The following is a 12,800-nucleotide window of genomic DNA, read 5'->3' as shown; positions in this document are numbered from 1 at the left end:
GAATATCCCCCTCCCCATGAAATTGGGTACCGGCCGCCTATCCGTACCGGCGTAGCTCGTGGAAGAAGTCGTCAACGACGTGCAACTGACTGGACCGGGCCACCTCGTCGTAGACATACTTGCCGACCGCGAGATCGAGCACGCCGAGCCCGAACGGCGAGAACACCACAGGCCGGCCCTCGTCAACCGTCACCTGCCCGGCGATCACGTCGGCCAACGTGCCGTGCAGGAAGTCCCGGTTTCCGGTGAGCTGTTCGGCGAGGTGTGGTGAGGTGTCGGCCTTCAGGCAGTGGTCAACGTCATCGACGATGTTGGTCGAGGCGAGCACGATTGGTGGCGTGAGGTCACGCAGCGACACGTGCAGCACCAACGGGTTGTGTGCGAACCACGACAGGTCCCTGACGTGCGGCTGTGCGACGACCGTTGCGAAGACCACCAGGTCGGACGACCGGATCAGCTGGTCAGGACTCTCACAAACCGTGATCCGGCCGGTGGTGCCCGACCGCTCGAGGTACCCACGGAAACCGCAGGCGCTGTCAGCGGACAGATCGTGGATGCCGATCTCGTCGAACGACCAGCCGGTGCCGGACAGGTAGGTGTGGATATAGCGGGCGATCAGGCCCGCCCCGAAGAACCCGACGCGCGTCGGGCGCCCGCGGCCCCGGCTGAGCCAGTCCGCCGCCAACGCCGCTGACGCCGCCGTCCTGGTCGCGCTAATGATCGAGCTTTCCAGGCAGGCGAACGGATAGCCGGTGTCGTGATCATTGAGGATCAACACGGCCGACGCCCGCGGGACACCCAGCTCTACGTTCCCCGGAAAGCTGGAAATCCACTTCAGGCCAGCAACCTGAAACGTCCCGCCCAGCGATGCCGGCAAGGCGATGATCCGCGAGGCCGGGCGGTCGGGGAATCGCAGGAAATAGGAGGGCGGGTTCACCGTCTCACCGGCGCCGTGCAGCCGGTAGGCGGCCTCGACGAGCTCTACGATCTGCTTCTCGCACCCGAGCAGGACATGCTGGACCTGGGCACCGGAGATGACCGCGAACGGTCGCACGATGGATGTGTTCATCCGGCTTTCACTTCGACGGTCGGCGAGCAGTCGGCCAGGCGCACCGGGTCGGCCATCCCGACCAGGACTTGGCGCGGTCCGGTGAAGGGCTCCCTGCTGTGTGCGCTGCGGATGTTGTCGACGAGCATCAGGTCGCCGGCCTGCCACGGCTCCCGCATGGTCTTGGCCCCGTAGACCTCGTTGAGTAGCTCAACGATGTCCTCGCCGATCGGGTCGCCGCCCCCGAAGCGGGTGGTGAACGGCAACCCCTCGGCGCCGTAGGTGTCGACCAGGAACTCGCGCACCTCGGGGTCGATCGTCCACTCGTTGAGGAAGGCGATCTGGTTGAACCAGCAGCGGACGTCGGTGAGCGGGTGGCGCACCACCGCGCTGCGGCGCTGCCAGGTGCGCAGGCCGCCGTCGGGCCGCCACTCGAACTCGATCGCATTGGCGCGGCAGTAGCTCTCGACCGCGCCACGCTCCTCGGTGCCGAACGCCTCGGCGACCGACGCGCCGATTGCCTCGTTGTAGTTGCGGACGAGCATCCAGCCCTCCCGCTCGAGCCGTTCGACGAGGTCACCGGGCAGCGCGTCGAGCACGGCCGTCGAGTCCGCCACACCGGTCGCCCCGCCCTTGGTGGGCGCGGACAGGCACGCGAACAGCATCAGGCCGGGGAACTCGAGCCGATAGCTCAGCTCGTGGTGCATGCACATCGGCTGGTTCGGGGGCCACTTCGACGAGGAGTACACGCCCTCGGCGTAGGTCTGCCGCTCCGCGAAGGCCTCCCTCTCGATCATCAGGCCGGCGGTGGCCAGCCCACGGAACACGGCAGCGACCTCGGCTGCGTCGCGCAGCCCGAGACCGCGGACCAGGACCGCACCGTGTTCGGCGACGACGGCGCGCAAGGCGTCGCGGTGCACGGCCGCCCAGCTCGGTCCGTCGCCGGTGGCATCGACTCGCAGCATCGGCAGCCTGCCGGGCTGCAGATCCACGTCCAACAGCAATGATGACGAGGACGACATCTCGATCTCCTTTCAGTTCCCACCGGAGGAGGAGGTCAGCAGTTCGGGGGCGTGCTCTCGGTGGAGCAACTCGGCCATGTTCGCGAGGACCGGGTGCTCGGCGATGTCCTCGAGGGACACTGCTCGGTTCAGGGCGATCGCGAGCTTCACCGCCGACAGCGACGTGCCACCCAGCTCGAAGAAGTGGTCCCGCCGGCCGATCTGGTCCTCGCGCATACCGAGCACCTGCGCCCACGCGCCCGCAAGGCGCCGCTCGGTGGGCGTGCTCGGCGCCTCGGAACTCACGTCGACCGCGTCGAGCTCTGCGGCGGGCGTGGTGAGCGCCTTTCGATCGATCTTGCTGTTCGCGGTCAGCGGGAGGCCGTCCCGCCAGTGGAATGCCGACGGAACCATGTACTCGGGCAGCGACGCACCCAGCCGGTCCCGCAGGACGTCGACCTCGACCGGCCGCTCGCCGCTGTAGAAGGCCACCAGGTGCTTGCCCTGGTCGGCCCGCTCGGCGACCACCACCGCCCCGTCGCGGACACCCGGGACGCGCAACAGCGCGTTCTCGATCTCGCCGATCTCGATCCGGAAGCCACGGATCTTGACCTGGGTATCCCGGCGGCCGAGGAACTCCAGCCTGCCCCCTGGCAACCAGCGGCCGTGGTCGCCGCCGCGGTAGAGCCGCTGGCCCGGCCGGTGCGGGTCGGCCATGAACGCTCGCCGTGTGCGCTCGGGATCGTTGACGTACCCGCGGCCGACGCAGACGCCGGAGAAGACGATCTCGCCAGGGGCACCGAGGGGAACCGGTGACAGGTGCTCGTCGACAACGTAAACGTGCACGTTGTGGATAGGAGGACCGAGCGGGATCCGGTCGGAGTCGGGCACCCGCGTCATGATCTCGTGATTGGTGTCGTCGGAGGTCTCGGTCAGCCCGTATGCGTTGACCAGCCTGATCTCGGGGTGCAAGCCGAACCAGCGCTGCACGAGCTCCTTCTTCAGCGCCTCGCCGGTGGCCGACACGCACCGCAGGTCCGGCAGCTTCCGGGGATGCTGCTCGAGGTAGGTCAGCACGACCTCGAGATAGGACGGGACGACCTGCAGGATGCCGACCCGGCCGCGGACGATCGTGTCGACGTACCGCGCGACGTCGAGGATCACCTGCTGCTCGACGATCAGGGTTCGCCCCCCGACCAGGAGCGCCGACACCAGTTGCCACAGCGAGATGTCGAAGCACTGCGGCGCGGTCTGGGCGACCACGGGCGCGCCGTGCGCCGGGCCGACCCCGAGGTCGTCGATCTTGGCGTAGAGGTGGTTGAGCATGCCGGCGTGCTCGCACATCGCCCCCTTGGGCTCGCCCGTGGAGCCGGAAGTGAAGTAGATGTAGGCGAGCTGATCGGCCGCCACGGCGACGCCCAGGTCGTCGTCGGCATGGCCCTCGGCGCAGGCCTCCTCGATGTTGATCTTCTGTACGCCGGGCAGCGTGTCGAGGGCCTTGTCGAGCATGGTGGTGCTGCCGAGCTCGGTCAGCACCAGCGTGCACTCGGCCCGCGCCAGCGTGGTCGCGATCCGATCGGCGGGAAAGTGCGGCTCGATCGGCAGATACGCGCCACCGGCCTTGAAGATCGCGATGACGGCAGCCATCCAGTCCAGGTTCCGCGCGGTCACCACCGCGACCACGCCCTCGCGGCGCAGCCCGCGCGCCAGGAGCGCCCGGCTCAGCCGGTTGGCGTGCGCGTTGAGTTCCCGGTAGGTCCACTGCCGGTCGCGGTGCACGGCCGCGACGGCGTCCGGGTGCATCCGAACCCGCTGCTCGAACAGCTCGTGGAACCGGCGGTCCGGCAGCGGCCGGCGCGGCCCGGCCAGCCGGTCGAGCTGGAAGCGCAGCTCCTCGTCCGACAGCAGGCTCGCCCGCCCGTGCTCGGCGCCCGGGTCGGCGACCATCAGCGCGAGGGCGGTGAGGTGGTAGCCCGCCATCCTCTCGGCACTGCCCGCGTCGAGCGCGTCGGTGCGGTACCGCAGGTGCAGCGCGAGCCGGCCGCCAGGGTTTGCGAGCGCCACCCGGAGCACGGCGTACTCGGCGAGGTCAGTGTTGATCTCGCCGCCGGCGGCGAGGCTGCCGATCGGGTCGAACTCGGTCTCGAACGCCGGCCCGGCCACGCCCAGCTCGAGCTCGAGCTCGTCCACCGCGAAGTCCTTGTGCTGTAGCAGGTCCGACTCGACCCGAGCGGTGTCCTGCAGCAGCGACCGCCAGGAGAGGCCTTCGGTCGTGAGCGGGCAGGGCAGCGGCCGCCCACAGGGCGCGGCCGCGTAGCCGGTCACCACGTCCTGCTCGCCGGACAGCGCCGCCAGCACCTTCGCGTGCGCGGCCAGCGCCACCGAGTGCAGCGGCAGTTCCGACCGGTCGGCCAACCGGCGCACGGCCGCCGCGAGGTCGTCATCCAGGGTCGCGACGTGCTCGGCGACGCCCGCGGCCGGGTCGAGCGTCCACCGCGGGATCGCGGTCGCACCGCCCGCGAGCAGGACCGCCCGCCAGAACTCCCGGCCGGTTTCAACCCGCTTGTCCATCGAATCGTCCCTTCGATCCACGTTTGCCGGGTGTCAGACGCGGACGAGCACGGCGGCGCCGTTGTCGTCGATGCTGATCTTTCGGACCTGCAGATCGCCCGAGTGCTCGCGCATCTTCCTGGCGGGGTTTCCGCCCCACAGAGCACTCGGTGGCATTTCCTCGCCCTTCATGAGGAAGGAGTCGGCGGCGAGCATCGCACCGTCGCCCACCGTCACGCCGTAGTGGACGTATGCGCCGACGTCGAGCGTGCAGCCGGCACCGATCGCAGTGCGGTCCGACTTGAATCCGCCGTCCTCCTGCGAGTGGCATTGGACGGTGCTTCCTGCATTGAGCGTGCAGTCGTCCCCGATCGTGGTGAACGTCCGCTCGGTCGGCCACCAGCCGTCGTCGAAGACCCGGCGGCCGATTCGCACACCCAGCAGCCGCCAGATCACGTTCTTCAGCGGCGTGCCGTTGAAGGTATTGAGATAGACGGCGTCGGCGTTCATTTTCCAGAAGCGTTCGTGCCGCCAGAAGGCGCGGTCGTAGATCGAGCAGCCCTCCGGCCGCAAGGCCATGAGCGGCCGGACCGTGCGCTCGACCAGAATGGAGTACGCGAAGCTGAAGAAGAACACTCCGACGATGGCCAGCACGACCGCGAGCGCGCCAAGCGAGGCCCAGGCGTCGACGGCGCCGAGGTAGAGCACGGTGACGGCGAACAAGAAGATCCACCGCGAAAGCAGGAACAGCGCCATGCTGATGATGTTGTAAACGTTCTTGGCCCGGAGGCGGCGGCGCAGCTCGTCCTTGCTCACCACGGCGAGCTGCTTGTCGCGCTGGACCAACCGCGGGATCTCGAAGCTGGGCGAGCCCAGCAGGCCGACACCCTCCCGCACCTGTCCGTCGAGCGGAACCATGAGCTTCGTCGCAAGCAGGCAGTTGTCGCCCGTCTTCCCCTGCGCCGGGTAGGGGATCCTGTTACCGAGGAAGTTGTGGGCCCCGATCGACACGCGGGACAGTCGGAACGACGTGCTCGAGAAATCCGCATTGATGATGGACAACCCGTCCGCGACCATCGTTCCGCTGCCCACCGATGTGAGGAACGGGGTGTCGTGCTTGACGAGCTCGCCGAAGTTCGACCCCGTCTGCTCGACATTGCGAAGGTCGTACCCGATCCAGCGCAGGTAGTGGACGATGTAGGAGCTGCCGCCGAAGAGGCGGGTGAAGAACTTGCTGTTGCTCGTGCGGGCGATCGCTCGCTGGACCCAGTAGTGGAATCCGTACAAGGGGTAGACCTTGTCCGGCGTGATGGCCAGGTTCAGCAGGCGAGGAATGGTGGCCACGGATACGAGGCCGACGAGAATGGCGCCGAAGAAGAGCACGCCGGACATCACCAGCGCGTCGCGGTAGAACGTCCAGCTGGTGAACTGCACCGGACCCGAATCCAGCAGGGTCGCGAGCTGCGGGACCTCGGTGAGTGCGAGGACCACGACGCTGAATACCAGCGGCGAACCCAGCAGGAGCAGGTTCACCAGCTGCACGGTCGCGAAGACGACTCGTCGCAAGCTGCTGACGTGCGCCGTGGAGATCCGCTGGTAGTCCACGTCGGTCCGCTGCGCAGGGGAACCGTGCCAGCGCTCCCCGGCAGGCACGACCTGACCCGCGTGCAGAGCGGACGAGTGCCCGAGCTGGGCCCCGTCACCCAGCGAGGTCCAGATGTCGAGCACCGTGACCTCGCCGACCAGCGCGTCCTTGCCGATGCTCACCGCGCCCGTCTGGATGATGCCGTCGTGGGCCCGGTAGCCGGTGAAGAACGAGTCCTTCCGGATCACCGCGCCGTCGCCGATGCTGAGCAGGTCGGTGCACACGGGCACGTTCCTGGTGAAGATTGCGGCCCCGCGGCCGATCTTCGCGCCCAGCGCCCTCAGGTAGAGCGCATAGAGCGGCGAGCCGACGAACAACGCCATCGGGTTCCGCTGGATCAGCGTCCTGACGACCCAGAAGCGGAAGTACGGCATGCTCCAGACGCGGATCTCCTGAGGCTTCCACCGGCCGACGAGCACCCACTTGAGCAGGATCGGAAGGGCGCTCAGGCCGACGAGCATCGCGCTTCCGAACGCGACCGACCGCAGGTAGATGTCGATCAGGTCCGAGCCGCCGGCGCGGACCCACTCGACGCCCTTGACGCCGACGACAGCGGTGAGGGACGGGTAGCCGAGCATGAACAGCAGCTGCAGCGCCCCGCAGAGGACGTACTCACCATTGCGGGCCCGCCTTGGCAGCGGGGTGGGAGCCGCCGGAGTTGCCGGCTGCGAGGCAGGCGTGGGTTTGGTGTCGGTTTTGGTGTTGACGAGGGCCGATGCAAGACTCCGAATGGTCGGGTGCTGGTAGACGTCCTGCATCGACACCGACGGCAGGTCGGCCCGCTTGCGCACCCGTGCGCAGAAACGGGCCATCAGCATCGAGTCGGCACCGAGGTCGTCGAAGAAGTGGCTGTCAACCGACACGTGCTCGGTGCCCACGACATCGGTCAGCACCTCGGCGAAGAGTTGTTCGCATTTGGTGACAGTGGTCAGGTTGTCAGCGGGATCAGCGGTAAGGACGTCGTTGGCGAGGGCCGCCGCAAGACTCCGAATGGTCGGGTGCTGGTAGACGTCCTGCATCGACACCGACGGCAGGTCGGCCCGCTTGCGCACCCGTGCGCAGAAGCGGGCCATCAGCATCGAGTCGGCACCGAGGTCGTCGAAGAAGTGGCTGTCAACCGACACGTGCTCGGTGCCCACGACATCGGTCAGCACCTCGGCGAAGAGTTGTTCGCATTTGGTGACAGTGGTCAGGTTGTCAGCGGGATCAGCGGTAAGGACGTCGTTGGCGAGGGCCGCCGCAAGACTCCGAATGGTCGGGTGCTGGTAGACGTCCTGCATCGACACCGACGGCAGGTCGGCCCGCTTGCGCACCCGTGCGCAGAAGCGGGCCATCAGCATCGAGTCGGCACCGAGGTCGTCGAAGAAGTGGCTGTCAACCGACACGTGCTCGGTGCCCACGACATCGGTCAGCACCTCGGCGAAGAGTTGTTCGCATTCGGTGACAGTGGTCAGGTTGTCAGCCGGATCAGCGGTCAGGACGTCGCGGGAGCTTCCCATCAATTGACCCCTTGAATCAAAAGTCGGAGTGGTCGGTGCGACAAGCGCGCTGGACGGCGTGAGCGAGATCCGCGCACGTGCCTGGGCCGTTACGGGAGCTGTGCCAGAAACCCAGCTATCCGTGAACCGGCGCGGTCCGCAGCGGGAGGACGGGCGCAGCCTCCTACCGTGGACCCCGGGTCAGGAGCAGCGTCACGGGTGGGTGATGGAATGCTTCCGCCCGCCGCCGAGTCGATGCTGGTCTCGGGCCCGCATATCTGAGTTGCGGGTTCCTGCGCCACGGGACCCCGGCGACCGTCCTTCATCAAATCCACACCCGGAACCCCGTTGCCGATCGGCCGCTTGCTCGCGACGAGGCCGGTGACCGCCATCCCGAGGTGGGTGGTGCCGCGGAACCCACCCTGGAAGGACACGACATCGGACCGTCCGGTCGCGGTCTTGCACAGCCTGATCGCCGCGTCGACGGCGTTGACGCCGGTCGGCCCGCAGAAGTGCACCCGGGTGCGACCGCGCATCGTCGGCGGCAGCATCGACAGCTGCGCCTCGGTGAACGCGTCCTTCGCCGGCGTCGGCAGGTCGAGCCCGTGCGCGAACCGGCCGAGCTGCTCGGTCACGACGCGCACGGACTCCGGATGGTTGTGACCGAGCGAGAGCACGCCCGCTCCGGTCAGGAAGTCGATGAAGACGTTCCCTTCGAGATCGCGGACGAAGCTGCCCCATGCCTCGTCGATCACGATCGGGATGTGTCGTGGGTAGACGCGCGCGTTGGGCTCGCGCCGATCCTGCCTGATCAGCAGCTCCGCCGAGTGCGGCCCGGGAAGCGGGCCGGTGACGCGCGGGAGCGCGGGTAGATCGACGGGTTCCACCATGACCATGATCGTTCCCCTCCCTCCGCCTCAGGCTAGCACCAGTTGACACAATATTGGTGCCGATTTTCTGATGCCTGGAGCGGGGTCGATCAACGCCGACTCTGGCCCTAGGCTCTGCGCGTGACCGACGCGGAACGTGCGTGCGACGAGGACTGGAACTCGGTCGCAGAGGCGATCCGTAACCGCATGGCCGAGACCCGCATGACGCAGATGGACGTCGCGTCCCGCGCGCGGTTGTCGCTGACGACGATCCGGGAGCTGCAGCACAACCTCAGCCCGCGCCGCCGCCGACCCCAGACGCTCGCCGCGGTGTCGGAGGCGCTGGGGTGGCCCGCCGGCTACCTCGACCAGGTGCTGCGCGGTGACCGGCCGGAACCGCACGACGACGAGGTCAGGGATCCGGTCTTGCAGGCCCTGGACGGGCTGAGCCGGGAGATTCGGGAGCTGCGGGACCGCGTCGAGCAGATCGAGCGTCAGCTAACTGCCGAAGACGCGAAGCCCTGACGTCCCCCACGGTTCGGAGCAACCCGTCCAGCTCTGCGGCGAGCCTGCGCAGATCCGGGCGCGGATCGTCGTCGGCCCGGTACCCCGACCCCTTCCGCGGGCCCCCTGCCATCCCCAACGCCTCCAAACCCCGGGCCTGCGGCTCTCCCCGCTCGCTGGCCGGAAGCCCTCCGCGATACGGCCCTGGTAGCGGGCCGGTGTCCTGTGGGCAGGCAGGTGCGTCGACGTGTTCGACCAAGGCCATTTCGCCGTCCCCCGGATCCTGGATCGCCCCTCCGATCCGCAATTCGATCCTTCCGCTTCGCCCCGAGGAGCGCCCGGGGCTTACGTCCCATCACCCGCCTGGTCCCCACAACCGCGGACGTCCGCGGTCTCCTACTCGAAGAGGGGGACAAGGGCCGCCGAGATGCAACGCGTCAGGCCTAGTCGCCGGAGACGATCTGCGACGTTCGACCCATGGCGTACGGAGGTGTCGGCGATCCCCGTTTCCGCCAGGTGCCGCGTCCCGTCGGCTGCTGCGCAGTCGCTCGGGAGCAGATCCACCCGATAGGAGCACATCTACGGGCATCCGTACCCAGATGACCCAGCGACGGAGGACAAGGGCAGGTAGGCGCCGTTGCCGGCCGATCACCGCGCGCTGGTCACGCCCGCTGCAGCTCCTCCGTAGCGGGAGCGAAGATGGCGTCGTCGTGCTCGTAGGGGGCGTAGAAGGTGAAGCGGTCCACGAGTCCGCCGAAGCGGGCCAGGAGCGCGGGGCCCAGCCGGTCCGGCTCCGCGACCACGGCGAACGTGCCCAGCACCTCGTCGTCGATCAGCTCGCCCATGCGCTGCCACCGGTCGGCGTCGGTGCCGCGGGACAGCCGGTTGAGCTCGACTCCCAGCTCGCCCCACCCGTGCAGGTCGAGAACCGGGCGGTAGGCGGGCGTGCTGCCGTAGAAGGCGATCTGCTCGCGCACGCCGCGCGCGGCCATCGCCATCTCCTCCTCGGTGGATCCGGAGACGACGAAACCGGAGAACGCGATCGCGAAGCCGGCCCGGGTGCGCCCGCTCGCCGCGAGCCCCTCCTCCAGCACCGGGAGCGTGTGTTCGCGCAGGTAGCGCTCGGTGGTGAAGGCGTGGGGGAGCAGGCCGTCGCACACTTCGCCCGCCACCCGCGTCATCTGGTCGCCCACGGCGGCCAGGTACACCGCAGGCGGCCCGTAGGGGTTGGGCGCGGGGGAGAAGAACGGCGTCATGAGCGTGTGGGAGTAGAACTCGCCCCGGAACGCCAGCCGCTCACCGGTGTCCCACGCGGACCAGATCGTCCGCAGCGCCTGCACGTACTCGCGCATGCGGCGCGCGGGGTGGCTCCATGGCATCGCGAACCGGCGCTCGATGTGCGGCTTGACCTGGCTGCCCAGGCCGAGCAGGAACCGGCCCTCCGAGTGGACCTGCAGGTCGTTCGCGACGTAGGCCATGCTCATCGGGTTGCGCGCGAACGCGACGGCGATGGCGGTGCCCACCGCCACCCGCGAGGTGTGCTCGGCCACCGGCATCAGCGGCAGGAACGGGTCGTGCGGGCCCTCGTAGCTCCACAGCCCGTCGATCCCGGCGGCCTCCCGCTCCCGCGCCTCGGCCGCCAGGTCGGCCAGCCCCGTGCCCCGCAGCATCGCGTCGACCTTCATCGGATCAGTGGATCACGACTCGGCGCGCGGTGCTGCGCCGGTGTCGTCCCGCGGTCGAACGCCGTGCTCAACCCTGAACGCGTCGGCGTACCGGACCTCCCGGGCCGGCCGTGCCGACGGGCACGTGCCGCCCCGCGACCTCAGCGGGTTCGTCGCCACCGCGGACCGGGGCCGATGACGGCCATCGACCTGCGGTGCAGCCCGCGACCGCAGCGTCGACGTCGTGGTGCACCAGCCACTGCTGCTGCAGCCCGAGCAGTGACACCACCCGCCAGGCGGCGCCGGGCTGGGGGCAGACCACGTGCGCCGAGCCACCTCGCGCTTCGAGCGCACCCACCGCGCGCTCGACGCAGTGCACCCCGGCGACGGCGAAGAACCGGACCCCGGTGAGATCGACGAGGATCGACGGGGAGCCGACGGCGAGGGCGCGCTCCAGCGCGTCGGTGAGAGCGGCCCGAGTGCCCGTGTCGACGTCGCCGGTGACCCGGACGGCGACATACCCGTCGCCCGGGCGACCATTGACCTCAGCCACGAACACCCCGATCGGACCTTTCTGCTCGAACCCCGCTGTGCCCTTGTGTACCCAGCGTGATCCGGTATGTGCGGGAGGTCAATACCGCGACGGGAGAAAGATCACCACGACCTGGTGACTTCCTCGGCCGTTCGGCCACGCTGCGCAAACCCGGCCCCGCGGACCTCCGTCGAGTCGGGCATCTCAACGCGGCGAGTCGGGCGTTCTGGCGCGGCGAGTCGGGCATCTCAACACGGCGAGTCGGGCGTTCTGGCGCGGCGAGTCGGGCATCTCAACACGGCGAGTCGGGCGTTCTGGCGCGGCGAGTCGGGCATCTCAACACGGCGAGTCGGGCGTTCTGGCGCGGCGAGTCGGGCATCTCAACACGGCGAGTCGGGCGTTCTGGCGCGGCGAGTCGCGCGATCGGGCCGGCCGGGTGCGCTGATCGATCTGCGAGATGCGTGCGACCGCCATCGCGAGGGCGGCGAGCGCGATGTCGCAACGATCACGGCGCAGTGATCGATCCGACGTGCGGTTTCTCGCCCTGTCGAGGGCGCTCCGGCGGATGTCGGAACGATCAGGGGGGTGGGAATCCCACCTCCGTCGTTCCCGATGCCACGATCGGTCATCGGCCGGACGCGGAGGGCGCATGGGGGCGAAGCGGAACGGGGCGTCGATCAGGCGGCGCATCCTGGCGCGCAGATTGCGGAAGTTGCGGGAGGGAGCCCGGCTGACGCTGGACGAGGCGGCACCGGCGCTGGACACGTCGGCGAGCAGGCTCAGCCGCATCGAGAACGGGCAGCAGAAGGCCGACGTGCACCTGGTGAAGAGCATGCTCGACCTGTACGACGCCGGTGACGTGTGGACCGAGATGCTCGAGCTGGCACGGGAAGCGGCGAAGCCGGGCTGGTACCGGGCCTACGGGCTGGGCGACAACTCGTATGTGGGTTACGAGACCGAGGCCACGCAGGTGCAGGAGTATGCGACGGGGTTCGTGCCTGGGCTACTGCAAGTCCCTGACTACAGCCGCGCCCTGTACGAGGCGTCACCGCTGCCCCGGCCCACTGACGAGCGCGAGCGCGACATCCAGGTTCGCATGATCCGGCAGGAGCGCCTGGAGTCCGACGATGACCCGTTGCATTTCGTAGCGATCATTGATGAGGCTGTGCTCCGCAATCCCGTCGGGGGCAGGGCCACGTTGCGAGCTCAGCTGGAGCATCTGCTGACCGCGAGCGAGTTGACGACCGTCTCCCTGCAGGTGCTCCCCATGGGACGAGGCGCGCATCCCTCCCTCGCATCTGGCTTCCTCATACTCAGCTTCGGCGATCTCGGCGAACCCGACATGGCCTATGTCGAGCACGCCCTCGGCGCCACCCACCTGGAGAAGGAACCGGCCGTCACGCTGGCTAGACTCAAGTTCGAGCGGCTCCGGACCCTCGCGCTGGCCCCGCCCGAGTCGCGGGAGATGATCCGGCGGATCGCCGATGAGCTGTAACCCGAAGGGGGCGC

Annotated in this window: 9 protein-coding genes; 2 read left to right on the top strand and 7 right to left on the bottom strand. The window is 68.8% G+C overall.

The features are described 5' to 3' along the window. Window positions 1-37: 37 nt before the first annotated feature. The 5 genes from sbnB to FHX44_RS00280 form a co-directional block, all read right to left on the bottom strand. The gene (gene sbnB / locus FHX44_RS00300) at window positions 38-1,069 is read right to left on the bottom strand and encodes a 2,3-diaminopropionate biosynthesis protein SbnB (protein ID WP_147253594.1); all 1,032 of its coding nucleotides are present in this window, start codon (window positions 1,067-1,069) and stop codon (window positions 38-40) included. Continuing rightward, window positions 1,066-2,070 carry a TauD/TfdA family dioxygenase gene (locus tag FHX44_RS00295; protein WP_147253593.1) on the bottom strand — a complete coding sequence of 335 codons (1,005 nt, stop codon included), beginning with the start codon at window positions 2,068-2,070 and terminating at the stop codon, window positions 1,066-1,068. The genes sbnB and FHX44_RS00295 overlap by 4 nt, the downstream gene beginning before the upstream one ends. Window positions 2,071-2,082: 12 nt before the next feature. After that, window positions 2,083-4,620, bottom strand: a complete 2,538-nt coding sequence (locus tag FHX44_RS00290) for a non-ribosomal peptide synthetase (protein WP_147253592.1) — start codon at window positions 4,618-4,620, stop codon at window positions 2,083-2,085. 33 nt (window positions 4,621-4,653) lie between these two features. Continuing rightward, window positions 4,654-7,743, bottom strand: a complete 3,090-nt coding sequence (locus FHX44_RS00285) for a Pls/PosA family non-ribosomal peptide synthetase (RefSeq protein WP_147253591.1) — start codon at window positions 7,741-7,743, stop codon at window positions 4,654-4,656. An 89-nt stretch (window positions 7,744-7,832) separates the two neighbouring features. Then, window positions 7,833-8,612 (bottom strand): aminotransferase class III-fold pyridoxal phosphate-dependent enzyme, encoded by a 780-nt coding sequence (locus tag FHX44_RS00280; RefSeq protein WP_147253590.1) that lies wholly within the window; start codon window positions 8,610-8,612, stop codon window positions 7,833-7,835. Window positions 8,613-8,732: 120 nt separating this feature from the next. Between FHX44_RS00280 and FHX44_RS00275 the strand changes: the two genes are divergently transcribed. Then, the gene (locus tag FHX44_RS00275; RefSeq protein WP_147253589.1) at window positions 8,733-9,116 is read left to right on the top strand and encodes a helix-turn-helix domain-containing protein; all 384 of its coding nucleotides are present in this window, start codon (window positions 8,733-8,735) and stop codon (window positions 9,114-9,116) included. A gap of 641 nt (window positions 9,117-9,757) precedes the next feature. Here the strand turns inward: FHX44_RS00275 and FHX44_RS00270 are convergent. Together FHX44_RS00270 and FHX44_RS00265 are read right to left on the bottom strand one after the other, a co-directional pair. Continuing rightward, window positions 9,758-10,780, bottom strand: coding sequence for an LLM class F420-dependent oxidoreductase (locus tag FHX44_RS00270; RefSeq protein WP_147253588.1), 1,023 nt, complete (start codon window positions 10,778-10,780; stop codon window positions 9,758-9,760). Window positions 10,781-10,847: 67 nt separating this feature from the next. Further along, a complete protein-coding gene (locus tag FHX44_RS00265; RefSeq protein ID WP_170308704.1) occupies window positions 10,848-11,312 on the bottom strand; it encodes an STAS domain-containing protein in 465 nt (154 codons plus the stop codon). 628 nt (window positions 11,313-11,940) lie between these two features. On the opposite strand from FHX44_RS00265, the gene FHX44_RS00260 reads away from it, so the two are divergent. Then, window positions 11,941-12,786 (top strand): helix-turn-helix domain-containing protein, encoded by an 846-nt coding sequence (locus FHX44_RS00260; protein WP_147253586.1) that lies wholly within the window; start codon window positions 11,941-11,943, stop codon window positions 12,784-12,786. The last annotated feature ends 14 nt before the right edge of the window (window positions 12,787-12,800 follow it).

Origin of the sequence: Pseudonocardia hierapolitana, assembly GCF_007994075.1 — a bacterium.
Taxonomy (GTDB): domain Bacteria; phylum Actinomycetota; class Actinomycetes; order Mycobacteriales; family Pseudonocardiaceae; genus Pseudonocardia; species Pseudonocardia hierapolitana.
The sequence above is the reverse complement of the archived record's forward strand: the minus strand, read 5'-3'. Positions and strand labels throughout refer to the sequence as shown.

Bases quoted from the DNA above. Each gene is read 5' to 3' on its own strand.
- FHX44_RS00270 (WP_147253588.1), bottom strand. From the start codon at position 10,780: ATGAAGGTCGACGCGATGCTGCGGGGCACGGGGCTGGCCGACCTGGCG.
- FHX44_RS00295 (WP_147253593.1), bottom strand. From the start codon at position 2,070: ATGTCGTCCTCGTCATCATTGCTGTTGGACGTGGATCTGCAGCCCGGC.
- FHX44_RS00260 (WP_147253586.1), top strand. From the start codon at position 11,941: ATGGGGGCGAAGCGGAACGGGGCGTCGATCAGGCGGCGCATCCTGGCG.
- FHX44_RS00285 (WP_147253591.1), bottom strand. From the start codon at position 7,743: ATGGGAAGCTCCCGCGACGTCCTGACCGCTGATCCGGCTGACAACCTG.
- FHX44_RS00280 (WP_147253590.1), bottom strand. From the start codon at position 8,612: ATGGTGGAACCCGTCGATCTACCCGCGCTCCCGCGCGTCACCGGCCCG.
- FHX44_RS00290 (WP_147253592.1), bottom strand. From the start codon at position 4,620: ATGGACAAGCGGGTTGAAACCGGCCGGGAGTTCTGGCGGGCGGTCCTG.
- sbnB (WP_147253594.1), bottom strand. From the start codon at position 1,069: ATGAACACATCCATCGTGCGACCGTTCGCGGTCATCTCCGGTGCCCAG.